The following is a 25938-nucleotide window of genomic DNA, read 5'->3' as shown; positions in this document are numbered from 1 at the left end:
TAATAAAACAACTTCTAAGGGGGACTTCCTGATGAATTTTGCCAGTCGCAGAGGAATTAGAAAGCTGGGCCGGACCCTTCTTGCAGCAACGCTGATTGCCGGCAGTTTTCTGTTTCCCGCGGGTGACAGCCATGCCGAATCCGGCCGGACCATCCGGGTTGCACTGTATGCCGATATCGGCAGCAAATATAAATCCACCGTCCCGTTCGTAACGCTGCAATCCAATGCAGCCTTTAATCTGGAGTCCGCTGCCGGAACAGTACTGCTGCCGGTTCCGGCCAATAACAAGATCCGCATCAGCCTGGACGGCTTCAGGGTTAAGGTGATGGAGACCCCATCCTGGCAGATCGCGGCCGATGCCGCGAAGAAGCTGCAAGCTTCTTCCGATAAACCGCAGCTGTTCGTTACCACACGCGGCGGTGCCAGCGTGTATCAATTATATACAGGTCCATATTTAAGTGAAGCTGCAGCCAAAGAAGGTCTTACCCGTGTAGGTAAGGCGGGGCTGCCTATTCCGGCTGACCAGACGATTGCCGTCAAGGGCAACAAGCATCTGCTCGCCGGAGAATTTGCTACTTCACAGGAGGCGGAACCTGTTCTGAGCAGCATTACCGCTGCCGGAATTGATGCCTGGAAGGTGCTGGTGTCAGGTGCTGACGGCAGTACGAAGTATCAGGTATGGGCCGGGGAAGCGGCGAATGACAGCGAGTTAGCTGCGCTGCAGGTGAGCGCGGCTGCTGCATTGCCGCAGCTGACCTGGACTGCCGGTGCTGCCGGCGCCACCGGCCTGATCATCCGGACGGATGCGGGGATGGACTGGATCAGCGAAGGCCAGGCCTTCCATTACATCGTATCCGGTACAGGGGCGAAGTTTGTGGCTGCCGGTAATGAAGCCGGCATTCAGATTGTGGAGAGATCCAAACGAACCTACCGCGGGGATCTGGAGCTGAGCGGTTTGGCGGGATCATTGGCGGTGATCAATGAGGTTCCGCTGGAGCAGTATTTATATGCCGTAGTCGGCGGAGAGGTTTCCTCAGGCTGGCCGGCGGAAGCGCTGAAGGCCCAGGCGGTAGCCGCACGCAGCTATGCGCTGGCCCAGGGCAACAGATTTGATGTGGCGAATGTGGTGGATACGACCCTTAGCCAGGTGTATAACGGCATCGGAGCCGAAGCGCCTGTCATTACCAAAGCGGTGGATGCCACCGCCGGTGAAGTGCTGATGAGCGGCGGCAAGCTTGTCGAAGCCGTCTTCTCCTCGAACAGCGGCGGTGTGACAGCCGATCCCTCCGAGGTATGGAATAACGGCGGCACTATGTTCGTCAGTGTACTAAGTGCCGAGGACGCGGCGGCGGTCGCGTCCTCAAAGAAATGGTATTATGTGCTCCTGCCAAGCGGCATTTCCGGGTATGCCCGTGAAGATAATATTAAATTGACCGGCGACACAACTGCGGCGGGACTGAGTATTGCTACAGCAACAACCAAAGATGTGAATATCCGGCCTTTGCCGGTTATTGAGAGCAGCAGTAGTCCTGTAGGGAAGCTGAATCCCGGCGACAACGCCGTTGTGCTGGATCAGGTCTACGAATCCGGCAGCTATAGCTGGATTAAAGGGCCCTATACCTCAGCCGAGCTGCTGAAAAGCCTGAGCGGCAAGACAAGTAATTCGCTGCCGTCTTCCATTGTGAGTCTGCAGGTCACTCAGCGCGGGCCCTCGGGAAGAGCTATGCAAGTAAAGGCGAACGGCGAGATTCTGCAGGTGAAATACCCGGATCTTTTCCGGTCAGCATTTAACGGATTGCCCAGCACTTTGTTTGATATTGTACCTTCCGGCAGTTATACTGTATTAGGCGCTGACGGCTCTACAGCAACCATTGGCGGTTCTCAAACTGCAGGTGTGCTGTCTGCCACCGGCAAGGTTTCCGCCCAGAGCAGCGGAACCGTTGTTATGGGTGCTGATTCCTCCGCCAGAGTCGTTACCGGCACCAGCGGATTTTACTTTATCGGCTGGGGGAACGGCCATGGGCTCGGCATGTCTCAATGGGGTGTAAAGGGCATGGCGGACAGCGGGTATGATTACAGGCAAATATTGCAACACTATTTTAATAACGTTACTATAGTTAAGGAATGAAGACTGAACATGAATGTAGAAGATTATGACTTTCATCTGCCGGAGGAGCTGATTGCCCAGACTCCGCTGCCTGACCGCAGTGCTTCAAGGCTGCTCATGGTGAATAAGGAGAACGGGCAGCTCGAACATCGGCATTTTACTGATATACTAGAGCAGTTTCAGCCAGGCGATACGCTGGTGCTGAATGATACACGGGTAATTCCCGCCAGGCTGTTCGGGGTCAAGGAAGATACCGGTGCCAAAGCCGAGGTGCTGCTCCTGAAGAATTTGGGGGAAGACCGCTGGGAGGCCCTGGTGAAGCCGGGCAAGAAGCTGAAGACCGGTGCGGTTATTATTTTTAGCGATGAGCTGCGTGCAGTCATTGAAGACGAGTCGGATATGGGCGGGCGCACCTTGCGCTTCATCTATCAGGGGATTTTTCAGGAAATTCTGGACAGACTGGGTTCCATGCCGCTGCCCCCTTATATTAAGGAAAGACTGGATGACCGTGAACGTTATCAGACCGTTTATGCCCGTCATGAAGGTTCAGCAGCCGCACCGACGGCAGGCCTGCATTTTACCAAGGAACTGCTGGAGCAAATTGCTGCAAAAGGCGTTAATATCGCCTATATTACCCTTCACGTTGGACTCGGCACTTTCCGCCCGATGTCTGTGGAGAAGGTAGAAGAGCATGTGATGCATGCGGAGTATTATGAGTTATCCCAGGAGACAGCCGATCTGCTGAATGCGGCAAGGTCAAGGGGCGGGCGGATTATCGCCGTTGGCACCACCTCCTGCCGGACGCTCGAAACGGCCGGAAGACAGGCCGGGGATGGAATCCTTCAGGCAGGCAGCGGGTGGACGGATATTTTTATATATCCCGGCTATCAGTTTACGGTAGTAAACGCGCTGATTACGAATTTCCATCTGCCGAAGTCAACCCTGGTTATGCTGGTTAGTGCTTTAGCGGGACGGGAGCATATACTTGCCGCATATGAGGAAGCGATTAAGGAACACTACCGCTTTTTCAGCTTCGGTGATGCAATGTTTATTTATTAAGCAATAGGAAGGGTTAAACATATGGCAGCAATTACTTATGAACACATTAAGACCTGCAAACAGTCCGGAGCCCGGCTCGGCAGAGTCCACACTCCGCATGGTGTCATTGAGACACCTGCATTTATGCCGGTAGGCACACAGGCTACAGTCAAAACAATGGCTCCCGAAGAGCTCAAACAAATGGACGCTCACATCATTCTGAGCAACACGTACCATTTATTTCTGCGGCCGGGCCACGATATTATCCGCGAAGCCGGCGGATTGCATAAATTCATGAACTGGGATCGTCCGATCCTGACAGACAGCGGCGGTTTTCAGGTATTCTCACTCAGTGACATGCGCAAAATTACCGAAGAAGGCGTGCATTTCCGTTCCCATCTGAATGGGGACAAGAAATTCCTCTCCCCGGAAGTGGCGATGGAGGTTCAGAACGCGCTCGGCTCGGATATTATGATGGCCTTTGATGAATGTCCGCCGTTCCCCGCAGAATATGATTACGTCAAAAAATCACTGGAACGTACTTCACGCTGGGCGGAAAGATGCCTTAAAGCTCATGCCCGTCCGGAGGACCAAGGACTGTTTGCAATCGTGCAGGGGGGCATGTATGAAGACTTACGCCGCCAGAGTGCAGCTGATTTGACTTCCATGGATTTCCCGGGGTATGCTATTGGGGGGCTCAGCGTCGGAGAGTCCAAGCAGCTTATGTATGAAGTGCTGGATTATACAGTTCCACTCCTGCCGCAGACTAAACCGCGCTATTTAATGGGTGTCGGTTCACCGGATGCGCTGCTTGAGGGGTCAATTCGCGGTGTGGACATGTTCGACTGTGTTCTGCCTACCCGCATTGCCCGTAATGGAACAACGATGACCAGTCAGGGAAGACTCGTTGTACGCAACGCCCAGTATGCCCGTGATTTCGGGCCGCTTGATCCGGAGTGCAACTGCTATACCTGCCGGAATTATTCCCGCGCTTATTTGCGTCATCTAATCAAAGCCGATGAAACCTTCGGCCTGCGGTTAACGACATACCATAACTTACACTTCCTGCTGGATTTGATGCGTAAAGTGCGTGAAGCCATCAGGGAAGATCGGCTGCTTGATTTTCGCGATGAGTTTTTTGCACAATACGGATTGTATGATAATCTTAAAGGCTTCTAGAACACTCGATTGTGCTTAATGTGTACTGAAAGGAGGGAATAGATATGTTTCAATTTGCAGCAACTACGGGTAGCGGGGGCAGCATCCTGGGTCTTGTAGGCCCGTTTGTACTAATGTTTGTGGTGTTTTATTTCTTACTTATCCGCCCGCAGCAGAAGAAAACCAAAACGCGAAACAGTATGTTAAAAGCTCTGAAAAAAGGCGATAAGGTAGTCACGATTGGTGGCCTTCACGGGACGATCACAGAGATTTCCGACGATATCGTTGTTTTGCGGGTTAATGATGTAACCAAGCTCACCTTTGACCGCGGTTCGATCAGCCATGCTGTTACAATCGCAGAAGGTAAAGAGTAGTTTTCACAACATACATAAAAAGCGGCAATTCTCTTTTAAGAGAATGCCGCTTTTTTGTGTGCATTAATCGTTCTTGCAGTATATGGAGTATCACTGAACATCCGTTGCCCGGCTACGCACAGCCAGTGATTCTTCCCCGCTGCGTAGCGTAAGCTTCGCGAGCTGGACAGCTGCGGAGGTAGAGAGTACTGCGAGCAGTGTTCCGCCAAGCATGTCGGTGAGCCAGTGGATGCCGAGATAGAAGATTCCGAACACAATCAGGGCTGCAGAGAGCGTTGTAATGACCATCCAGCGCCGGTTGCCGGAACGGTAAGCCAAGATCGCTGTAGAAACTGAAATGGCCGTATGCAGGCTTGGAAAGCAGTTGTTCAGACCGGAGAGAGGTCTATATTCCTGTTCGAATCTCGGGAAAACGTCAAGCATTGTAAACCGGACACCTGCCGGAGCATAGGACCAAACCTCGTTTACCGGGAAATATAAATAGAACGGAATGGCAACCGCATAAACGATCATGATCGTGTAGCACGTGGCATAGAGCATCACGCGGTTTTTATCCAGCAAATAGACGCCAAGTGATGCGGCGAGTACAGACTGGAGCATAAAAATATAGAAGAAAACAATAATCGGCGTCAGCCAGGGAGAATAAAAGAGCTGCTGCACATACTCTACAAAATGCCCCTCCAGCCCAAAGATGAAGGACGTAAAATCGGAACCGAGATGCATCTTCCTTTCGATCTGCAGTTCATATTTGTTAAGGGTTAGAACACTGATCATTCCGGCAATAATCAGCAGAAACTTATAAGAGCGCAACAGTTCCCTGCCGATTTCTAGAAATGCCAGCAAAGGATTACGCCGGGTACCGAGCCAGATTAACAGCACTACAATAACGACGGTATAGAGAACTACATGATTCATGGATTGGTACAGCAAAACATTCAAAGCCTCCTTGAGCTTTTGCACAGTCAGATGAATCCAGTGTAACATATTTTCGAAGAAGGTTTTAATTTTTTAGAATATTCTATTTATTAGGATTTTTGCAAATTAACCCCAAACATTCCTCCAAGTGCCCCAATCGCTGCCGCAGCCAAAATCCACAAGCCGTCAATGCCGGCAGGCGAGCTGTCAAGCGCGAGAAATCCGACCAGCAGCACAATCGCCCCGTAAAAAATGCCGGTTAGCGCACCTTGATACCAGCCCTTGCTTGCGGCTCTGCTTCCGGCTGTAAGACCGCCGAATGCGGCAGCAATACCGTGGACAATATAAGTATACATTGTAAGGTCCTGTTCCTTAAGGCCGCTGCCCCACAGCAGGAGTGAGAGAATAAATGCCCCTGCGAGCATCCACATAAACGATCGGCATAAACCCGACAGAACTGGATTTGAAATTCTCCACGAAAGCAGGCGCCGGATTAAGTACATGATACAACCTCCTAAAAGTTTTTTAGCATAGCCCCATTGAATCAGCTTCGGAAAAACTGTCTTCGGAAGCATACGCTTAGTTTTTTAGCATAGCCCCATTGAATCAGCTTCGGAAAAACTGTCTTTGGAAGCATACGCTTAATTTATTGAGCATGGGTGTCTTTAACTACTAATCAGTGTATGGGAAGGCTTGCCCCAATAGTACAAGAAAGGCATGGCTGTCCTTTTACCATTAATTTATATGGCAGCTTCCGAATGTTCCCTTGGGAGAGAGGCCAGAATAGGGTTACAAATCATCCGCCCCGGAGACAGGTACCCGCGGGTGAGAAGCGGAAGGGGAGCGAAGAGAATATGTTCAAGCATATTTCTGTCCATATCTTTCTGACCGTGCTGATGTATATCCTCATTTTCCTGAGCATGCGCATTATGGGGAAGCGTGAAATCGGCAAGCTGTCGGTATTTGATCTGACGATCTCCATCATGATTGCAGAAATTGCTGTGTTTGTGATTGAAGATATCGAACGGCCGGTCTACGACGGAGTTGTACCTATGGCAACACTGGTTTTGATTCAGATATTAGTTGCACAGCTCAGCCTGAAGAGCAGAAAACTGCGGCTGCTGATCGACGGCAAGCCCAGTGTCCTAATCTCAGACGGGAAGCTCAACCGGCATGAAATGCGCAAACAACGGTACAATATTGACGATTTGCTGCTTCAGCTGCGGGGTCAGAATATCGATAGCCCTGCTGACGTGGAATTTGCGATATTGGAGACCAGCGGGCAACTGACAGTTATAGAAAAAAGTAAAGGTGTCTCATCAACGAACCAGTCCGGCAATAGCAGTACAGCCGCCGGGGAGCAGGAGCAGAATTCAAACGAAGGCGGGGATTCGGGTGCTTCCGGCAATTCAGATAGTAGTTCCGGGAGCATTAAGCTGCCCAACAAAAAGATCAGGTATGAAGGACTGCCGATTCCGCTGATAATGGACGGAAAGGTACAGGATGATAACTTGGAAATGATCGGTAAAAACAGGTTCTGGCTGCGGACCCAAATCCGTCAAAAAGGGGTTTCAGATTTCCGTGATGTGTTTCTCTGTTCTATTGATCATAAAGGTAAAATTTATGTAGACCGGCTGCACAGCCGATGAGTGTTTAACTCCGCCGTTTGAAGAATGGCACCCGGTCCAGATCACGTACAGAGATGAGGCCGGAGAGCAGGCAGATTCCCAGATAAAGGGCCATGCCGCTCGCAGCGGATAATAAGAACTGCAGCCACCCGGCGTCAGAGAACTGTACAGAGGTATGCACATATGACATTCCGGCTGCCATGATGATCATTGCGGTGAGTGTTTTGAGGGGATCGGCGATTCTTAGCGACAATTTGATCAGCTTTACCACGCTGGCTCCATGCAGCAGAGTGACCAGAATACTGTTGACCATAATTGCTATGATGGCACCATAGATCCCGTACTCTGGCTGTGAGGCGAGCATTAGGATGAGCAGGATTTTGACCACCGCACCAATCAGCGTATTAATGAGGGCCCGGCCCGGCCGGTCCATGGCTTGAAGAGCAGCCTGCAACGGTGCCTGAACATACAGAAACAGTGCAAAAGGGGCCATCATCCGCAGCATTGGGGCGGTATCTGCATTGCCGTACATAAGCGTGCACAGCGGTACGGCAAGTACATACATGATCGCGGCGAAAGGGGCGCCCGTGACCATCGCCAGCCGCAGAGCCTGATGCATTCTTTTATGAATCGTAGTCAGATCATGACGGGCTGCCGCTTCTGACAATGAGGGAACAAGCGAAACTGCAAGTGATGAGCTCAGCACTCCGGGAAGCAGCAGCAGCGGAATGACCATACCCTGCAGAGATCCGTATTGTGCAGTGGCTGCAGCAGTCGCAATTCCGGCAAGCGCCAGGCTGCGGGCAGTAATGATGGACTCCAGCAAATAGGAAAAGGAACCGACAAGCCGTCCTGCTGTGACAGGAACCGCAATACCAAGCAGCCGTCTCATTACCGGAGCCGCCTGTGGATCCTCCATTTTTTGCTTTACAAGTCCTTGCTCTGACGGCACTAAGGATAAACTGTTTTCCTTTTTATCTCTATTCACGATAAAGTAGTACTGCAGCAGCAGCGCCAGCATTCCGATAATCTCTCCGACGGTTACCCCCAGCATCGCCCCCGCTGCCGCAAAAGCAATCCCCTTCGGCAGCAGAATCCAGGAAAACCACAGCATGAAAAATATCCGGATGACCGATTCCAGCACCGAGGAAAGTGCTGAAGGAATCATGTTCTGTCTGCCCTGAAAATAGCCGCGGTAAATGGAAGACACCGCGACAATGGAGATCATGGGGGTCATACTGACGAAGGTATAGTACACCCGGCTGTCCGTCAGAACAACATTTGAGACCCATGAAGCGCATAACAGTGCGACCAGGGTGAACAGAAGCCCAAGGCCCAGGCTTAGCGTAAGTCCGGTATGCAGGATGCGGCGCGACTGATCCGGGCGGTTCTCCCCTTCGGCTTCGGCCACCATTTTTGCAATGGCAAGAGGTATTCCTCCGGTAATCACTGTGACCAGCACGATGAAAAAGGGATATCCGAGCTGGTATAAGCCAACGCCCTCGGCGCCGATAATCCGCGGCAGCGCAATCCGGGGAATAAAGCCCAGCATCCGGTTAATGATGCCCGCGGCCAGCAGAATCATCGTTCCTTGAATAAAGCTTTGTTTCCTCAAAGGACACTCCTTCTTCCTGAAAATGAAATCAACGCAGGTAGAGCATGTCTGCCCGGAAATAAAGCGGGCTTGTTTATTGATATGCTTGACCCTGTACTCTCCATGACAAGCTTTAGATGTGACATCTTTTCACGGGAAGAAGGAAAGCGGACAGGGAAGGTCGAATACATTCCTGTAGCCTGCTTTTAGCGAGGAAACTTTGGAGGTGTCATCACGTGGAATCGGAACAATTGAATTTTGACGAACTTAGCGATGCGATCGAGGCCATGTGCTCCAGTAAGGCGGAGGAATTCCAGCTGCTGGGCTATGAGTACGTAACGGGCAAGGATATCTGGGATTGTGTCAGCCGCAACTATGCCAAGGAGGGCAAGCCGCCTCTGCACAAGCTGGTGAACGATATTTATTCATTAAAGGCCACAAGCTATATGAATTATTTGACAATAGCGGCATACAGGGGATTCACCTGATCAAAAGGAACGATTTTCTTTTGCAAACAGCTATAGGAAGCGTTAAAGTAAGAGAGGATCAATTAAGCTGTACCTATCCAAACGGATGGCTTGCGACTAGTAGCATAGCCGGCCGTTTCTTTGTGTGAATAGGGCACCGTCATTCTTCCTTGAATTGACGGTGATTTCGCACGTAGCTATAATAGGAATATTGAGTAATGAAAGGGGAACTAGCAAGAGCATGAAGAGACTGTTGAGCTTTATCATTACCGTGCTCGTTTTAACAGGCGTTATGGCGTTTACAACTCCCGGGCTGCTGGACAGAGTCCGGCTGGGTCTTGATCTGAAGGGCGGATTCGAGATTCTGTACCACGCTGAGCCGATGGAAACGGGAGGAACGCTGACCCGGGCTTCACTGCAAAAAACAGCAGAAAGCTTGGAGAAACGCGCGAACGCACTGGGAACCAGCGAGCCTGAGGTGACTACGGAGGGAACAGACCGCATTCGTCTGAAGATTGCCGGCGTTACCGACGAAGCTGAAGTCCGCAAGAAAATGAAAGAACCTGCGGTTCTGACTTTCCGCAGCGCTGCCGAAGGCGATGCAACAGGAGTTTATAGCAAGATTGAACTTGTGGGCAGTGATTTTGTTGAGAATGCTGCAGAAGTTCAGCGCAATAACCTGAACCAGCCAGAGATCAGCATCACTGTTAAAGATAAGAAAAAATTCGCGGAGATTACCGAGCGTCTGCTGGGTAAAGAACTTGCCATTTATCTCGATGATCAGTTGCTAGGTTCTCCACCGACGGTAAGAGCTGTATTGACCGACGGTAAAGCTTCGATCTCCGGAAATTACACGATAGATGAAGCACGTGCATTGGCTGACACCATTAACCTGGGTGCCCTGCCGCTGAAGCTGACCGAGAAATACTCCCAAAGCGTTGGAGCTACTCTTGGTAAACAGTCTCTTGATCAAACGATCAAGGCTGGTCTAGTAGGTTCTTTGATTATCCTGATCTTTATGATGGCTATGTACCGTCTGCCTGGTGTTCTGGCCAGCTTCGCGCTGATCCTGCATACTTGGCTGCTGATTCTGGTCTTTGTCATCGCTGACTTTACCCTGACACTCCCCGGTATTGCCGCATTTATCCTCGGTATAGGGATGGCGGTTGATGCCAATATCATTACGAACGAACGGATAAGAGAAGAGATGCGCAGCGGTAAGAGTATCCTGTCCTCCGTTAAAGCGGGTAACAAAACCTCTTTCCGGACCGTTATGGACGCCAATGTAACGACCATTATCGTAGCGGCCGTTATGTTCGCATTCGGTACCGGCGCGGTTAAAGGCTTTGCGCTGATCCTGATTGTCGAAATCGTGCTCAGTATCGTAACGAACCTCTATTTTGCCCACTGGCTGCTCACAGTACTGGTTAAAGCCGGTACTTTGAAAAAACCGAAGCAATTTGGGGTAAAGGAGAGTGACATCCGTGCGCTTTAAGAAAGATATGGATTTCGTGCATCTGAGTAAATATTTCTTTATTTTTTCAATTGTAATTACTGTAATGGGTGTAATCTTCCTCGGATTTATGGGACTTAATTACAGTGTAGATTTCAAGGCTGGTTCCAACGTCGATGTGTCGTTGTCGAAGAATATTACGCAGGATGAACTTCAGCCTGCTCTAAGCAGTCTGGGACTTTCACATGAGCCGAATATTACAATCGGTGACAAGCGGGTGAATATCCGCTACGATGAAGAGCTGGACAATGAGCAGAGTGCTGCATTGAAAACTGCGATTACCAAACTGGATGACAAGGCTTCCTTCGAAGTTAACACCGTTGATCCGGAAATGGCCAAAGAGCTTGCCCGTAATGCGATCTATTCCGTGCTTCTGTCCAGCTTAGGGATTATCATTTATGTAAGTATCCGTTTTGAATGGCGGTTTGCCGTTGCGGCGATCGTGGCACTGCTCCATGACGCATTCATGGTTGTAGCCATCTTCTCGATCTTCCGCCTGGAGGTAGACCTGACCTTCATTGTCGCGGTGCTTACGATTATCGGATATTCCATTAATGATACGATTGTAATCTTTGACCGTATCCGTGAGAATCTGCGCTTTGGTAAGCAGAAATCGTATGAGGATCTTAAATCGCTTGTCAATAAGAGTGTGTCGCAGACTCTTATGCGTTCCCTCTACACAGCGTTTACAGTATTTATTGCCGCATTCTTCCTGCTTATTCTCGGCGGAGAATCGATTAAAATGTTCTCGCTCGCTATGGTTATCGGTTTGCTCTTCGGAGCCTATTCCTCCATCTTTATCGCAAGCCCGCTCTGGCTGCTGCTCAAAAAGCGCCAGAAGGTTGCAGTGAAGAACAATCCGGCCAAAGCCTAAGCTTTACTTCCTCCGAAAAGCCGCGTCAAAGGCGACGCGGCTTTTCGGAATCTTTGGAGTAAGATGTCAGGTAGATGCCTCATCATGAGATTACTTGCTACCAGGTAAGGAGGGCCTCAAAATGAATAACAAACAATCACCGCAAAGTGAGACGGTTGCCTGGAACGGGATCGTCAGCGATGCTGCTCTGGCGTTAGCCAAAGGATGTGTAGGCTATTTTACAGGCAGCAAGGCACTGCTGGGCGATGCATTATATTCCGGAGCAGACGCTGCAGCCAAGCTGTCGGAAGCTCTTCCGTGGCGCTCAGAACAGGTTAAGAAGAATAATGAAACACGCCGCACCCAGCAGGGGCAAGGCAACAAAGAACCGATTATCGCGATTCTTTTTTCAGTACTGATTCTTATGGCCGGACTGCAGATTGCCTTTTCTGCCATCCGGGATCTAACCAGAGGACATTTGTCCACGGTCCCGCCCGCTGCACTTGTTACCGTCCTGATTTCGATTGTATTTAAAGAGGGTATCTTCCAATACCAATACCGTTACTTCAAAAAAATAGGCGATGGCAGCCATGCCGCTTATGCGGATAGTCACCGTTTCAGTCTATATAGTTCAATTACCGCATTAATCGGGATTACATTGTCTATGGTTGGAGGATATATGGAATGGAGTCCGCTGCTGTATATGGACCCGATTGCAGCGCTGCTGACCGGCGCCCTGATTCTCCGTAAAGGCTATTCCATGATTACGGCTTCTGTATATGACAAAAAAAATCAGGAGCTTCCCTCGGAGGAAACAGCCAACTTCATTGAAACCGTCGGTCGTGTGCATGGTGTGATCCGTGTGGAGCATCTTCAGGCGATCGAACAGGGACGATATGTTAATCTTCAAGTTAAAATCAGCGTCAATCCGAGGATTACCGTCATGGAAGCCCAGGATATCTCGGAATGTGCGAGAAAGCTGCTTCAGCACCGTTTTGTCCATGTAGGCGAGGTGCATATGGATGTCGTGCCGTATGATCCGGGTTATCCCTACAAAAGCAACCATCAGCTTGTGGACAACGATATTCCTACGCTGCTTCAGTAGAACGCATGGCGAGAGAAAGGTGAGCCCTATTGCTTCATTCAAAAACAAGATGGCATTCTCCGGCAGCCGATCCCGATACAGTTCGGGGTTTGGCCCGGAGCCTTTCTATTTCTCCGCTCCTTTCTTCATTGCTTGTGACAAGAGGGCTGGATGCTCCTGAAGAGGCATTGCTCTTTATGGACGGGGGGGCGGAAGACAGCCATGATCCATTCCTGCTTAAGGGAATGGCCGAGGCTGTCCCGCGTATTAGAAAGGCATTGCAAGACGGAGAACATATTCTGGTATATGGTGATTATGATGCGGATGGAGTGTCCAGCACGGCACTTATGATCTATCTGCTTCGTTATCTCGGTGCTTCATTCGATATATATATCCCGCACCGCTCTAATGAAGGCTACGGGCTTCATAATCATGCGCTGGATTGGGCAGTGCAGCAAGGCGTTTCGCTTATCATTACGGTTGATACCGGAATCAGTGCGGTTCACCAGATCGCTTATGCTACGGAACTGGGGATAGAGGTAATCGTTACCGATCATCATGAACCGCCGGAGCATCTGCCGGAAGCGTTTGCGTTGATTAATCCCAAGCTGCCGGATTGTCCTTACCCGTTCAAAGGATTGGCAGGGGTAGGTGTGGCCTACAAGCTTGCCGAAGCTTTACTGGATGGCAAGGTGCCTGAGGAATGGAGTGAAATCGCCGCGATTGGGACAGTAGCTGATCTGATGCCGCTGCTCGGTGAGAACCGCAGCCTCGTGCGCAGGGGGCTCTCCAGTATGCGGAATTCTCCTTTTCCAGGGATACGGGCGTTGCTCGAGGTCAGTGGAATAACGATGAGTACCGTAGGTGCGGTGAATATTGCCTTTGGCATGGCGCCGCGGATTAATGCAAGCGGCCGGTTGGATCATGCGGGCCGGGCGGTATCCCTGCTGACTACTGCCCACCCGGGCGAAGCGGAACAACTGGCCGGCGAACTTGACTTGTTGAATAAGGAACGGCAGCTGGTAGTTGAACGAATTGTTGCTGAAGCTACAGAGAAGCTCTCCCAACAAATAGGTGACGGCGAGCCGCCGGATATTATTGTCCTTGCGGAACAAGGCTGGAATGTCGGTGTCGTCGGGATCGTAGCTTCCAAGCTGCTTGAGCGGTATTACCGCCCGGTGATCATTCTCGATATTCATCCGGAGACCGGGATGTGCAAGGGATCAGCCCGCTCGATTCCCGGACTGGATATTTATGCTGCATTGTCCTCATGCGCCGGGTTAATGGATCATTTTGGGGGGCATCCGGCTGCTGCCGGGATGAGCCTGCACCGTGACAACCTTGATGCTTTTGCAGCGGCTTTAAATGAATACGCTGCAGCAGTACTGACACCGGAACATCTTGTTCCTGTAACGGCGGCAGATGGTGAAACGGAAATCGCAGATTTGACGCTGCAGGCTGCGCTTGAGCTGGAACGTCTGGCACCCTTTGGAATGGCTAATCCGTTGCCGAAGTTCATTGTGCGCGGAGCGGCAGTGAAAGAGACCCGTAAGATGGGGCAGGAAGGCAAGCACCTGAAGCTAGTCCTGCAGCAAGGCGGGCATACAATTGAAGCGGTAGCCTTTGGCAAAGGCCCTTTGGCTGAATTATTGCCTGGCCGAACCGTCATTGATGTACTGGCTGAGCTGACGGTTAATGAGTGGAACGGCTCGCGCAAGCCGCAGCTTATGCTGCAGGATCTTGCAGTGCCGCAATCACAGCTGTTTGACCTCCGGGGCGCGGCTGATGCGGTGAAGCAGGCGGTCTACATCAAAGAATTGCTGCAGCCCTATAGCGGTGGCGCGCCTCTCAGAACAGCTGCGGTCTTTCAGAACAGCCGGTTATCACCGCTTAATCAATTGAAAGGCATGTCACTGTGGGTTTATGATGAGGAAGCCGGGATTTCCCCGCTCCCTTCTGGACAAGCGGAGGCAAGCGGGACGATATCCCTGCTCTGTCTGCTCGACATGCCGGAAACGCCGGAACAGCTGGATGCTTTGCTTGCTGCCTTTCCGCAAGTAGAGAATATTGCGCTGCTGCATTCACTCCGCGACGGACGTGACCGGCTGCAGATTCCGACGCGCGATCATTTCAAAGCCTTATATAAATTACTGGCGGGGATTGCTGCTGCACCGACACCAGAGCATGAGGTGCTGTTGCGGCTTAGCCGCCAGTCGCCGTTAAGTGTGCGCATGCTGGGCAAAATGCTGGATGTGTTCGAGGAACTTGAATTTATTGAGCGCTCCGGGGGGACAATCTCTTTTGTCTCCCAGCCTTCAGCCAAGAGTTTAACGGCCTCACGGCAATTTGTCAGATTAGGCCAGACTGCCGAAATGGAACAATATTTCATGGAAGGCAGCCTTCGCGAGCTGGAGGATTGGATGCTGGCCCGCCGTCAAGGCGTGTCCTAATGTACGGTTTCAAGCTTCCGAGGCAAGTTTTGTACGAAGTAATTAAGGTGGGCATAAGCTCACAAAACTAAGCTTATGCTTTCGAAGCGAGTTTGTTCGGAGAGAATTCAGTGAGGTAACGCTCACAAACTTTTAGGAGATGATACGATTGGATTTCAAAAAAAGTATTCGTGTAATTCCGGATTTCCCGCAGGCGGGAATCAGCTTTAAAGATATTACTACATTGCTTAAAGACGGTGAAGCCTACCGTGCAGCAATAGATGAACTTAAAGCGCTTGTTGCTCATTTGCAGATCGACGTAATTGCCGGACCGGAAGCGCGCGGTTTCGTGGTTGGCGCTCCACTCGCTTATGCACTTGGTGTCGGCTTTGTGCCTATCCGCAAAAGCGGCAAGCTTCCTTACGAAACCATCGAAGTAGGCTATGATCTGGAGTATGGAAAAGATACACTTGCTGTTCATACTGATGCTATCAAGCCTGGCCAAAACGTGCTGATCGCTGATGATCTGCTGGCAACCGGCGGTACCATTGCTACTTCTGTCAGCCTAGTTGAACAGCTTGGCGGCAAAGTTGTCGGAGCGGCTTTCCTGATCGAGCTGGTACAGCTTGCCGGACGTAATAAGCTCAATGACATTGAAGTTGTTTCCCTGTTAACCTACGAAGATTAATCTGTCCCGCAGAACCTTTTCCCGGGAAATAAAAAGAGGACCGCTGCCTGATGAAGACAGAGGTCCTCTTTTACGGATGAAATGAATAAGGCCAGTATAGAAAAAGGAGCCCCTTAACTAAAAGGACTCCTTTTTTAATATACATAAGTATTCAGAGCTTAATGAGCGGATTTATCAGACTCATGTTCATTCGACAAGCCCAGAACTTCAATCAGCTTGAAGAACAAGGAGAGAACCATACCAACAATCGTAGCAAGCGCCATACCTTTGAGCTGCACACCGCCGAGATTAAGCGAAATGCCACTAATGCCGACCACCAGCACCAAAGTTGCAAGAATCATGTTGGTTGCTTTGGAGAAGTCGACTTTCTGTTCTACGAAGATACGCAAGCCGGATGCGGCGATTACCCCGAATAACAGGAGCGACACCCCGCCCATAACAGGTCCGGGAATATTGGCAATTACAGAAGAGAATGTTCCCGAGAAGGACAGCAGAATCGCGATCACTGCTGCACCGCCGATTACAAATACCGAATACACTTTGGTCAAAGCCATAACGCCGATATTTTCACCATAGGTGGTGTTAGGGGTAGACCCTACAAATCCGGAAAGTATAGTGGATATCCCGTTACCCATCAGGGAGCGGTCAAGTCCGGGATCTTTGGTCAGGTCTTTGCCGACAATATTGCTGGTAACAAGCAAATGGCCGATATGTTCAACGATAACAACAAGCGATACAGGGATAATGGTCAGGATAACCTGCCAGTCAAAGGACGGAGTAGTGATCGTCGGATGGGAGAAGAAGCTCGCGTCAGCAATAGCTCCGGTGTTAACCTGTCCCATAATATAGGCCAGTACATAGCCGGTAACGATACCGATGAGGATATGAATAATTTTGGGGAATCCGCGGAACATCACGGAACCGATTACGGTTACACCGAGTGTGACCATTGACAGTGTAATGGCTTTACCGTCCGGAGTCCAGTCTGTAACGCCTTCCGGTGCAATCAGCCCGGACATACGCGCAGCTACCGGCACCAGTTCCAGTCCGATGGTTGCTACGATAGCCCCCATAACTGCGGGAGGAAATACAACATCAATCCAGCCAGTTCCGGCATAACGGACGATTAATGCAACCAGAATAAAAATAACGCCGGTAACAATAAACGCGCCAAGTGCAAGCGAATATCCATGCTGATGATCTCCCTTGTATTTATCCAGCACACTGAGCACCGGTGAGATAAAGGCGAAGCTTGACCCTAGATAAGCCGGGATTTTGCCGCGGCAGATCAATATATAGAGCAAGGTGCCGATACCGTTCATCAGCAGAATCATGCCGGGGTCTACCCCGAACAGGTTAGGGACGAGCACAGTGCTGCCGAACATGGCGAACAGATGCTGCAGACTCAGTAAAAAGCCCGGGCCCCACGGGAGTTTCTCGTTAACTTGAATTTCGCGTTGCAATGGAGTTCACTTCTCTTTCTCTATGTAGATTTAGGTTAGGTAGGCGAAAACCGCCTTTACTAGATTAAATAGAACGGCGTCTTTTTACAACAACATTTTTCAAAAAAATAAGACTTTATCTGTTTGTGTTGTAAATTGTCCTTTCTTGTTCATATAGCCTTGGTATGAATGCCATGCTATGGGAAGTGTTGACGTAATGCATCGTAAGCGTCATAATTATAAACAACTTTAAACTGCGTGTAGTGCAGCTTGGAAGAGCTGAAGACCTGCAAATATTGTTTCACTTGCGGGTTTATTTTATTAAATGATGGATTAACTCCTTAACGGAATTTTTCTTAAGATTACATAATGCATAAGTTTTCAGCACAGCTGAATCATTCTGTAATCGCAATAAAAATAACAACTAATGAGGAATTCAACAACATCTTCGAGAAACTCCTTAACGGAATTTTTCTTATAGAAAGGAAACGGATACGACGAGAATGGGCATAGAGCAATTAATGGAAAAGGCCGGCGCCTATATAAAAGAAAAAGATCTTCTCCGCATCCGGGAAGCTTATGAGTTTGCCGATCAGGCTCATCACGGGCAGGTTCGGAAATCGGGGGAGCCCTATATTCTGCATCCGCTGGCGGTCGCAGATATTGTCGTTAATATGCAAATGGATGTCATCTCCATTATTGCAGCGCTGCTGCATGATGTGGTGGAAGATACAACGGTGTCCCTGGAGCAGATCCGTGAGAATTTTGGCGATACCTGCGCTATGCTGGTGGATGGTCTGACCAAGCTGGAACGCATCCGCTTCCGCTCCAAGGAAGAGCAGCAGAATGAGAATTACCGCAAAATGTTCATTGCCATGGCCCAGGATATCCGGGTAATTGTGATCAAGCTGGCGGACCGGCTGCATAATATGCGGACGCTTAAATACCAGTCCGAAGAGAGCCAGCGCCGGATTTCGTATGAAACGCTGGAGATTTTTTGTCCGATAGCCGACCGTTTGGGGATTTCTGCGATCAAATGGGAGATGGAGGATATTGCACTCCGTTATCTGAATCCGCAGCAGTACTACCGCATTGCCAATTTAGTGCATAAGAAGCGGGCGGAACGTGAGCAGTTCATCGACAGTGTCATCGGAAGGATTCGCGCCAAGCTCGATGAGATGGGCATTGAAGGCGATTTGTCAGGACGTCCCAAGCATATTTATAGCGTCTATAATAAGATGAATACCAAGAATAAGCAGTTTAACGAAATTTATGATCTGCTTGCTATCCGGATCATCGTCGATAATATTAAGGATTGTTATGCCACTTTAGGGATTATTCACACTCTTTGGAAGCCGATGCCCGGCCGTTTCAAGGACTATATCGCCATGCCCAAAGCAAATATGTACCAGTCGCTGCACACCACAGTGGTAGGTCCCGGCGGAGAGCCGACGGAAGTGCAGATCCGCACCTGGGAAATGCACCGGACCGCAGAGTTCGGGATCGCAGCACACTGGGCCTACAAAGAGGGCAGCAGCAACAACGCCAATCCGGAGAACCGGATGCCGTTCTTCCGTGAAATTCTGGAGCTGCAGCATGAAGCCAAGGATGCGGAAGAGTTCGTGGAATCGCTCAAAATGGACTTCTTTTCTGATCTCGTATTCGTATTCACGCCTAAGGGTGAGGTTGTGGAATTGCCGGCTGGCTCGGTTCCGCTGGATTTTGCTTTCCGGATTCATACCGAGGTCGGCAACCGGACGATAGGCTCCAAGGTTAACGGACGGATAGTGCCGCTCGACCACAAGCTGAAGACCGGGGATATTGTGGAAATTCTGACCTCCAAAAATTCTTACGGCCCAAGCCGCGACTGGCTCAAAATCGCCCAATCCTCACATGCGCGCAGCAAGATCAAGCAATGGTTCAAGAAAGAAAAGCGTGAGGAAAATGTCGAAAAAGGCCGCGAAGCGGTGGAACGCGAGCTGAAACGGCTCAATATGGAGGTCTCTGATTTCCTGACAGAGGATAAGCTCAGCGATGTGGCGAAGAAGTTCGCCTTCGGTGATGTAGAGGATATGCTCTCCGCCGTCGGGTTCGGAGGCATTACCGCCTCGCAGATCGCCAACAAGCTGACTGAGAAGCTGCGCAAGGAGCTGGAGGACGCTGCTAACCATCTGGAGCTTACTTCAGAAATGAAGGAGATCAAGTCCAGCGGCGAGAAGCGTAACCAGCCGACCAATGGCGTCCGTGTCAAAGGTATTGATAATCTGCTCGTCCGTTTCGCACGATGTTGCAATCCTGTTCCGGGTGACGATATTGTTGGTTACGTAACCCGCGGGCGCGGCGTATCTGTGCACCGTGAGGATTGTCCGAATATTCCAACAGATGGGGACGGGGAAGAATCGGCACGGGTGATCGAGGTCGAGTGGGAAGGCAGCATGGAAGCCAACTACAGTGTCGATATTGAGATCACCGGCCATGACCGCAACGGTCTGCTGAATGAAGTGCTGCAGGCGGTGTCAGAGAGCAAGACGAACATCTCGGCGGTCACCGGACGATCAGACAAGAACAAGATGGCGATGATTCACATGACGATTCTCATCCGCAATACGGATCATCTGCAGTCCGTCGTGGACCGGGTGAAGCGCGTAAAGGATGTATATACAGTTAACCGTATCATGCAATAAGGCAAGGAGCTGAAAGACGCAATGAGAGTGGTTGTGCAGCGCTGCAAGGAAGCTAAGGTTACTGTCGGCGGAGCAATTACGGGTGAAATAGAGGAAGGCCTGATGCTGCTGGTCGGCGTTACCCACGGGGATACCGAGAAGGACGCTAAATATTTGGCCGATAAAATTGCCGGACTGCGCATTTTTGAGGATGACGCCGGCAAAATGAATTTTAGTGTCACGGACACCGGCGGAGCAATCCTCTCTGTATCGCAGTTCACGCTGTACGGGGACTGCCGTAAAGGCCGCCGCCCTAACTTTATGGCTGCCGCTGCACCAGCTGAGGCAGAACGGCTCTACGACTATTTTAATCAGGAGCTGAGAGCCGGCGGGCTTCGGGTGGAAACCGGCGTGTTCGGAGCCATGATGGATGTTTCGTTTACCAACTGGGGGCCGGTTACGCTGATTCTCGACAGCCAGACGTAATTCTGCCGGACTGTTCCAACTATTTGAAGGATTGATGCTTTTAATAAGGATGCCGTATCTGTTCCGCTTGAGGAACAGCTTACGGCATCCTTTTTTGCGGAGAAGCCGCTTCGACTTCATGTAAGCAATAGGGAATAGAGCCTATCTATGCAGGTTACACTAGGGGAGACTGATAATTTGCCAAGGGCAGGGAATTCAATATGAGACGATCACAGAAGGCATGGGTGTGGAACAGTATGCCTGCAAATCCGGCCGGATGCTCCGCAGAAGCTGCGATGTCAGCGAAAGATACCGGGGAGCAGCAAGAATTGCTGGTACTCAATGGGAGACGGAGGAGCCTTCTTCCACGCACCTGAAGTAACTGTATAACCAGAAGTTTTTTAACATAAGATGTGCGGATTACGAGCGGCAGAAGGTCAAAAACAGAAATCCGGAAGGTTTGTTTCGTTAGAACTCGCGACATTCAGGGTAATAAGAAAGCGAGAACAAAATAGCGGAGAGGAGAACTTATCTCATGAGTAAGGTAGCATTTCTGCTCGCCAGCGGTTTTGAAGATTCCGAAATGAAGGTACCCTATGATGAAGTTATACAAGCAGGACATCAGGCAGAAATCATCGGTCTGAAGAAAAATGAGACGCTGCTGGGCAAAAAGGGAAACGTCTCTTATGCCGCAGACAAAGCAATCAGTGAGGTGAAGGCCAGCGACTATGACGCTATCGTCATCCCTGGCGGTTCATCACCGGAAAATTTGCGCCTGGACCAGGATGTTCTTGCTTTCGTGAAGGAAGCTGATCGTGCAGGCACCCCGATTGCCTCCATCTGTCACGGGCCGCAAATTCTAATCAGTGCAGACCTGCTTCAAGGACGTACCATAACCTCCTACCCGCCGCTTAAAGATGATGTTGTGAATGCCGGAGCGGAGTTCAAGGATGAAGAGGTCGTCGTTGACGGCAATTATATTACATCGCGCACACCTCAAGATGAGCCAGCATTTGTGCGCGAGCTGCTGAAGGTCCTGTAATTAACCATTTCTGAAGGAGGGAAAGACAATGACTAGAAGAATTCAGGCTTATTTCAGAACGGAAAGTGAAGCAGAAGGTGCCAAAACTGCGTTAATTCCTTACGGTGTGGAGGGCCTTGAAATCTCGCCCTTAACAGACCCTTTGGATATTGGCAGAAACAACAGACCTAATATTCTTCTGCCGCTGGTACCTTATAACAATTCAGCTATGACCGGTGGTGCCTTTGGTGTTGCAGGAACGACCGGGACCTTAAATGGTGCGGCCATCGTGCCGGCTGTTGATGATGATGGTCTGGAGCGTTCAGATATCAACAATGATGACGGGCTCCGGCGTAATGCAGATGTGAATCACGATGTGGATCTGACTGATGTCACTGTGGTTATGGCGCTCAAGGTTGCTGAAGAGCATTACAATGAGGTTATAGAGACACTGCGCGGCAAACATGCCTATGTAGAGGTCTTCGAATAAAAGGAACATGGCTGCTGGTTAATCAGCGGGTTACTTCAGACAGACAGCATCAAGCCGCCCCGTGAGGGGCTGGCTGATGCTGTTTATTTTGTTTTAGCTTACGGAATTAGATTTCACTGGACAGCCCAAGTTGATGTAGTGTAGACTATTTTGTGCTGGAAGATCAGGGAATGTCCCAGAAAATAAAACGCTTTCTTTTCTGTAATATAACCGTAATATTACATTCATGATTCCTTAATATAGCGTGTTTATAATAGAAGCATGACCCCCTTTTTTATAATATATGATGATGGACCTGCAGCAATCGGCTGCAGGTCACTTTTTTTAAACGGCGGAAATGGAGTATGTTTAGCTGAGAAATTTCATTTCCTTTCTTGACTTTAGCGCAGTGGTTCAGTAGAATCTAACAATATACGAAATGTTTATAATTGTTTTGATGACGGGACCAAGTAATCCGAGAACCACAACCCCAGAGAGGAATCCCCCGCAGAAATGGTTACCCATCCTTTAGGATGTAAGCACTGTTTCGGCCAGGCTGTAAGGATTCTGTTGATGAACGGATGAATGACCTCCCCGAGAACGCACGGCGAACGCGAGGCAATGGATATTGCCGAGGGTCAGTAGCCGGTGCGCGTAGGCGGGCGTTAACCGCTTAGAGCGGATTCAGTTTCAGATGAGTCCGGAATGTGGGTGGTACCACGGGTGAATAATCGTTTATGATAATCCCTCGTCCCTGTTTGTTACAAACAGAGGCGAGGGGTTTTTTGCATTTTTTTGAAGATGTGCAGGCAAGGGAATGCTAAGCAAGAGGGGTTATTTTCAGGAGGGATAGGCTGTGGCTAAAGAAAGATTTGAGAAACCTACGGGCACACAGGATGTGCTTCCGGGTGCAGTAGAGAAATGGCAGTATGTTGAAGGCAAGGCCAGAGACCTCTGCCGCCGGTTCAATTACCGGGAGATCCGCACACCGATGTTCGAGCACACCGGGCTGTTTGAACGCGGTGTAGGCGAGACAACGGACATCGTGGAAGGCGAGATGTACACCTTCAAGGACAAAGGCGACCGTGATCTGGCGCTTCGCCCGGAAGGGACGGCCGGTGTTGTGCGTGCATATGTACAGAACAAGCTGTACGGCGAGCCGGATGTCAGCAAGCTGTATTATATTGGGCCCATGTTCCGCTATGAGCGCCCGCAGGCGGGAAGATACCGGCAGTTCCATCAATTCGGCATTGAAGCCTTCGGCGCGGTTGATCCGGCAATTGATGCGGAAGTCATCTCGCTGGGATATCAGTTCTACAAGGATTTGGGGCTTAAGGATGTCAGAGTGGAGCTGAATTCCGTAGGTAATGCGCCTAGCCGCGCGGCTTACCGGGAGAAGCTGCTGAATTTCCTGAGACCGATGCGTGATAATCTGTGCAGTGACTGCCAGCGGCGTATGGAGCGCAACCCGCTGCGGGTGCTGGACTGCAAGGTGGATCAGGATAAATTCGGCGGTGCACCTTCCATACTGGATAGTCTCGATGAAGAATGTACCACTCACTTCGAGAAGGTGAAAAGCCATCTGGATACTATGGGCGTGGAGTACAGCATCAATCCCCGTCTGGTCCGCGGGCTGGATTATTACACGCATACTGCGTTTGAGTATAAAGCAGCCGGCATTGGTTCGATCGATACGGTCGGCGGCGGCGGCCGTTACAACGGGCTGGTGGAGGAAATCGGCGGGCCGGATCAGCCGGGCATCGGTTTTGGCATTGGCCTTGAGCGTATCCTGCTGATCCTGGAGAATCAGGGCGTGGAGCTGGAGACAGCGAAGCCGCTGGATGTGTATTTTGTAGCACTGGGCGAAGCCGCAGACCTGGAGATTACGAAGCAGCTGTTTAATCTGCGCAGCCAGGGCTTCTCTGCAGAGCGTGATTATCTCGGCCGCAAAATGAAAGCCCAGATGAAATCGGCTGACCGCATGTCGGCACGGTATACAGCGATTCTTGGCGAAGACGAGCTGAATAACGGCGTCATTGCCCTGAAGTCGATGGCTACCGGTGAACAGCGGACGGTGAAGCTGGAAGAGCTGGCGCAGTCGCTGGTCTAGGTTGTTGTAAGGAAGCATGCGCACTATGAACGGTCAGGTAATCCAAAACTGTATTTTAACCATGAAGGGGTAGGATAAATAATGACTAGAAGCCATCACTGTGGACAATTGACGCCGGAGCATATCGGCCAGACAGTAACTCTCAACGGATGGGTGCAGACCCGCCGTGACCTTGGAGGCGTGCTGTTCATTGATCTCCGCGACCGCAGCGGAATCGTGCAAATCGTCTTTAACCCGGACTATTCCGGGGAAGCACTGCAGATTGCCGATAAGGTGCGCAGTGAATATGTGCTCTCTGTTACGGGTAAAGTTGTAAAAAGAGATGATGAAACCGTCAACCGCAATCTGCCTACCGGTGAGATTGAAGTACAGATCACCGATATCGAAGTGCTGAATGCAGCCAAGACCCCTCCGTTCTTCATCGAAGACGGTGTGGAAGTGGATGAGTCCCTGCGGATGAAATACCGTTACCTCGACCTGCGCCGTCCGGAAATGTACAAGACGATGCTGCTTCGTTCGAAAGCGGCAAAGATTTTCCGCGATTTCCTTGACGGTGAAGGATTTATTGATATTGAAACGCCGATCCTGACCAAAAGCTCCCCTGAAGGCGCACGTGATTATCTTGTGCCAAGCCGGGTGCATGAAGGCGAATTCTTCGCGCTTCCGCAATCTCCGCAGATTTACAAGCAGCTGCTGATGGTGGGCGGCATCGAGCGTTATTACCAAATCGCCCGCTGCTTCCGCGATGAGGACCTGCGCGCTGACCGCCAGCCGGAATTCACCCAGGTCGATATCGAGACCTCCTTCGTGCCGCAGGATGAGCTGCTCAGCATGATGGAAACACTGATGCAGCGTCTCCTCAAAGAAACCGTAGGTGTAGATGTGGCTGTTCCGTTCCAGCGTCTGACGTATGCTGAAGCCATTGGCAAATACGGTTCGGATAAGCCGGACCTGCGGTTTGGCCTGGAGCTCGTAGAGATGAATGATATCGTGGCTGACAGCGGTGTGAAGGTATTCGCTTCCGTGATCGAAAAAGGCGGAGAAGTGAAGTGCCTTAACGCCAAGGGCTGCGGCACCTGGACCCGTAAGGAAATCGACGATCTTGGACCGTATGCCGCACGTTATGGTGCGAAAGGCTTGGCTTGGATTCAAGTGAAGGACGGGGAATTCAAAGGCCCGATCGTTAAGTTCTTCAGCGAAGAAGAAATTGCAGCTGTGAAGGAGCGTACCGGTGCTGAAGAAGGCGACCTGCTGCTCTTCTCTGCAGATAACAAAAAAGTGGTTGCTGATGTACTGGGTGCCCTGCGCCTCAAAATCGGCCGCCAGCTCGGCCTGATTGACGACAGTGTGTTCAAATTTGCCTGGGTAACCGAATTCCCGCTGCTCAGCTATGATGAAGACCAAAAACGTTATGTGGCGGAGCACCATCCGTTCACACGCCCAATGGATGAGGATCTGCACCTCTTCGATACCAATCCTGGTGCAATCCGTGCCCAGGCCTACGATATCGTGCTTAACGGCTACGAAGTAGGCGGCGGTTCCCAGCGTATCTACAAACGTGAGGTACAGGAGAAAATGTTCGACGCGCTAGGCTTCACACCTGAAGTTGCCTACGAGAAGTTCGGTTATCTGATGGATGCGTTCGAATATGGCACGCCTCCGCACGGCGGAATTGCCTTCGGCTTTGACCGGCTGGTAATGCTGCTGGCAGGCCGTACCAACCTGCGTGAAACGATTGCCTTCCCGAAAACGGCAAGTGCAACCGATCTTCTGATGGACGCTCCGGCCCCGGTAGATGCTGCACAATTGGAGCAGCTGCACATTAAGCTTGCACCGAAGCCGGAGAAAGTAAAAAACTAATTAAAGCACATGCTTGCGGAGCGGCTTACTTCCGCTCCACAAGCTTCATAAAGGAGGCAT

At 50.6% G+C, this 25938-nt stretch carries 21 protein-coding genes; 17 read left to right on the top strand and 4 right to left on the bottom strand.

Annotated elements, in window-relative coordinates:
* Positions 1–31 precede the first annotated feature (31 nt).
* The 4 genes from QU597_RS22065 to yajC are packed head-to-tail and all read left to right on the top strand — an operon-like array spanning position 32 to position 4677.
* Positions 32–2128, top strand: coding sequence for a SpoIID/LytB domain-containing protein (locus QU597_RS22065; RefSeq protein ID WP_310829838.1), 2097 nt, complete (start codon positions 32–34; stop codon positions 2126–2128).
* Positions 2129–2137: 9 nt separating this feature from the next.
* On the top strand, positions 2138–3166 hold the full coding sequence (queA, locus tag QU597_RS22060; protein ID WP_310829837.1) for a tRNA preQ1(34) S-adenosylmethionine ribosyltransferase-isomerase QueA: 1029 nt from the start codon (positions 2138–2140) through the stop codon (positions 3164–3166).
* A gap of 21 nt (positions 3167–3187) precedes the next feature.
* On the top strand, positions 3188–4324 hold the full coding sequence (tgt, locus tag QU597_RS22055) for a tRNA guanosine(34) transglycosylase Tgt (protein WP_054941885.1): 1137 nt from the start codon (positions 3188–3190) through the stop codon (positions 4322–4324).
* Between the two features lie 44 nt (positions 4325–4368).
* A complete protein-coding gene (yajC, locus tag QU597_RS22050) occupies positions 4369–4677 on the top strand; it encodes a preprotein translocase subunit YajC (protein ID WP_310829836.1) in 309 nt (102 codons plus the stop codon).
* Positions 4678–4767: 90 nt separating this feature from the next.
* Here the strand turns inward: yajC and QU597_RS22045 are convergent, their stop codons facing one another.
* Positions 4768–5607: a phosphatase PAP2 family protein gene (locus tag QU597_RS22045; protein ID WP_310829835.1), complete on the bottom strand. Its 840-nt coding sequence runs from the start codon at positions 5605–5607 to the stop codon at positions 4768–4770.
* Positions 5608–5702: 95 nt separating this feature from the next.
* Positions 5703–6095 carry a TIGR04086 family membrane protein gene (locus tag QU597_RS22040; RefSeq protein WP_310829834.1) on the bottom strand — a complete coding sequence of 131 codons (393 nt, stop codon included), beginning with the start codon at positions 6093–6095 and terminating at the stop codon, positions 5703–5705.
* Between the two features lie 351 nt (positions 6096–6446).
* Here QU597_RS22040 and QU597_RS22035 point away from each other — a divergent pair, with 351 nt between their 5' ends.
* A complete protein-coding gene (locus QU597_RS22035; RefSeq protein ID WP_310829833.1) occupies positions 6447–7241 on the top strand; it encodes a YetF domain-containing protein in 795 nt (264 codons plus the stop codon).
* A 4-nt stretch (positions 7242–7245) separates the two neighbouring features.
* Here the strand turns inward: QU597_RS22035 and spoVB are convergent, their stop codons facing one another.
* Positions 7246–8835 (bottom strand): stage V sporulation protein B, encoded by a 1590-nt coding sequence (gene spoVB / locus QU597_RS22030; RefSeq protein ID WP_310829832.1) that lies wholly within the window; start codon positions 8833–8835, stop codon positions 7246–7248.
* A 215-nt stretch (positions 8836–9050) separates the two neighbouring features.
* Here spoVB and QU597_RS22025 point away from each other — a divergent pair, with 215 nt between their 5' ends.
* The 6 genes from QU597_RS22025 (at position 9051) to QU597_RS22000 (ending at position 15848) form a co-directional block, all read left to right on the top strand.
* On the top strand, positions 9051–9302 hold the full coding sequence (locus QU597_RS22025; RefSeq protein ID WP_206101610.1) for a post-transcriptional regulator: 252 nt from the start codon (positions 9051–9053) through the stop codon (positions 9300–9302).
* Between the two features lie 220 nt (positions 9303–9522).
* On the top strand, positions 9523–10776 hold the full coding sequence (secD, locus tag QU597_RS22020) for a protein translocase subunit SecD (protein ID WP_236332904.1): 1254 nt from the start codon (positions 9523–9525) through the stop codon (positions 10774–10776).
* Positions 10766–11668 (top strand): protein translocase subunit SecF, encoded by a 903-nt coding sequence (gene secF, locus QU597_RS22015; protein ID WP_310829831.1) that lies wholly within the window; start codon positions 10766–10768, stop codon positions 11666–11668. Before secD ends, secF begins: the two co-directional genes overlap by 11 nt.
* Before the next feature lie 121 nt (positions 11669–11789).
* A complete protein-coding gene (locus QU597_RS22010) occupies positions 11790–12752 on the top strand; it encodes a cation diffusion facilitator family transporter (protein WP_310829830.1) in 963 nt (320 codons plus the stop codon).
* Positions 12753–12781: 29 nt separating this feature from the next.
* Positions 12782–15181, top strand: a complete 2400-nt coding sequence (gene recJ, locus QU597_RS22005) for a single-stranded-DNA-specific exonuclease RecJ (protein ID WP_310829829.1) — start codon at positions 12782–12784, stop codon at positions 15179–15181.
* A gap of 148 nt (positions 15182–15329) precedes the next feature.
* Positions 15330–15848: an adenine phosphoribosyltransferase gene (locus QU597_RS22000; RefSeq protein WP_310829828.1), complete on the top strand. Its 519-nt coding sequence runs from the start codon at positions 15330–15332 to the stop codon at positions 15846–15848.
* Between the two features lie 158 nt (positions 15849–16006).
* Here the strand turns inward: QU597_RS22000 and uraA are convergent, their stop codons facing one another.
* Complete coding sequence (gene uraA, locus QU597_RS21995) at positions 16007–17311, bottom strand: uracil permease (RefSeq protein ID WP_310829827.1); 1305 nt, start codon at positions 17309–17311, stop codon at positions 16007–16009.
* Positions 17312–17793: 482 nt separating this feature from the next.
* Here uraA and QU597_RS21990 point away from each other — a divergent pair, with 482 nt between their 5' ends.
* The 6 genes from QU597_RS21990 to aspS all read left to right on the top strand — a co-directional run bounded on the left by QU597_RS21990 (position 17794) and on the right by aspS (position 25878).
* Positions 17794–19974, top strand: a complete 2181-nt coding sequence (locus tag QU597_RS21990; RefSeq protein WP_310829826.1) for a RelA/SpoT family protein — start codon at positions 17794–17796, stop codon at positions 19972–19974.
* 21 nt (positions 19975–19995) lie between these two features.
* Complete coding sequence (dtd, locus tag QU597_RS21985; protein WP_310829825.1) at positions 19996–20439, top strand: D-aminoacyl-tRNA deacylase; 444 nt, start codon at positions 19996–19998, stop codon at positions 20437–20439.
* A 514-nt stretch (positions 20440–20953) separates the two neighbouring features.
* Entirely contained in the window at positions 20954–21460 is a 507-nt protein-coding gene (locus QU597_RS21980) for a type 1 glutamine amidotransferase domain-containing protein (protein ID WP_310829824.1), read from the top strand.
* 28 nt (positions 21461–21488) lie between these two features.
* Positions 21489–21929 carry a hypothetical protein gene (locus tag QU597_RS21975; protein WP_310829823.1) on the top strand — a complete coding sequence of 147 codons (441 nt, stop codon included), beginning with the start codon at positions 21489–21491 and terminating at the stop codon, positions 21927–21929.
* A gap of 835 nt (positions 21930–22764) precedes the next feature.
* A complete protein-coding gene (gene hisS / locus QU597_RS21970; protein ID WP_236332886.1) occupies positions 22765–24018 on the top strand; it encodes a histidine--tRNA ligase in 1254 nt (417 codons plus the stop codon).
* An 81-nt stretch (positions 24019–24099) separates the two neighbouring features.
* Positions 24100–25878 carry an aspartate--tRNA ligase gene (gene aspS / locus QU597_RS21965; RefSeq protein WP_310829822.1) on the top strand — a complete coding sequence of 593 codons (1779 nt, stop codon included), beginning with the start codon at positions 24100–24102 and terminating at the stop codon, positions 25876–25878.
* Positions 25879–25938 lie beyond the last annotated feature (60 nt).

The organism is Paenibacillus pedocola (genome assembly GCF_031599675.1).
Classification (GTDB): Bacteria; Bacillota; Bacilli; order Paenibacillales; family Paenibacillaceae; genus Paenibacillus_AQ; species Paenibacillus_AQ pedocola.
Note: the sequence above shows the minus strand (reverse complement) of the source record. Positions and strands in the feature narration are given on the sequence as shown.

Bases quoted from the DNA above. Each gene is read 5' to 3' on its own strand.
- QU597_RS22065 (WP_310829838.1), top strand. From the start codon at position 32: ATGAATTTTGCCAGTCGCAGAGGAATTAGAAAGCTGGGCCGGACCCTT.
- queA (WP_310829837.1), top strand. From the start codon at position 2,138: ATGAATGTAGAAGATTATGACTTTCATCTGCCGGAGGAGCTGATTGCC.
- tgt (WP_054941885.1), top strand. From the start codon at position 3,188: ATGGCAGCAATTACTTATGAACACATTAAGACCTGCAAACAGTCCGGA.
- yajC (WP_310829836.1), top strand. From the start codon at position 4,369: ATGTTTCAATTTGCAGCAACTACGGGTAGCGGGGGCAGCATCCTGGGT.
- QU597_RS22040 (WP_310829834.1), bottom strand. From the start codon at position 6,095: ATGTACTTAATCCGGCGCCTGCTTTCGTGGAGAATTTCAAATCCAGTT.
- QU597_RS22035 (WP_310829833.1), top strand. From the start codon at position 6,447: ATGTTCAAGCATATTTCTGTCCATATCTTTCTGACCGTGCTGATGTAT.
- secD (WP_236332904.1), top strand. From the start codon at position 9,523: ATGAAGAGACTGTTGAGCTTTATCATTACCGTGCTCGTTTTAACAGGC.
- QU597_RS22010 (WP_310829830.1), top strand. From the start codon at position 11,790: ATGAATAACAAACAATCACCGCAAAGTGAGACGGTTGCCTGGAACGGG.
- QU597_RS21990 (WP_310829826.1), top strand. From the start codon at position 17,794: ATGGGCATAGAGCAATTAATGGAAAAGGCCGGCGCCTATATAAAAGAA.
- dtd (WP_310829825.1), top strand. From the start codon at position 19,996: ATGAGAGTGGTTGTGCAGCGCTGCAAGGAAGCTAAGGTTACTGTCGGC.
- QU597_RS21980 (WP_310829824.1), top strand. From the start codon at position 20,954: ATGAGTAAGGTAGCATTTCTGCTCGCCAGCGGTTTTGAAGATTCCGAA.
- QU597_RS21975 (WP_310829823.1), top strand. From the start codon at position 21,489: ATGACTAGAAGAATTCAGGCTTATTTCAGAACGGAAAGTGAAGCAGAA.
- aspS (WP_310829822.1), top strand. From the start codon at position 24,100: ATGACTAGAAGCCATCACTGTGGACAATTGACGCCGGAGCATATCGGC.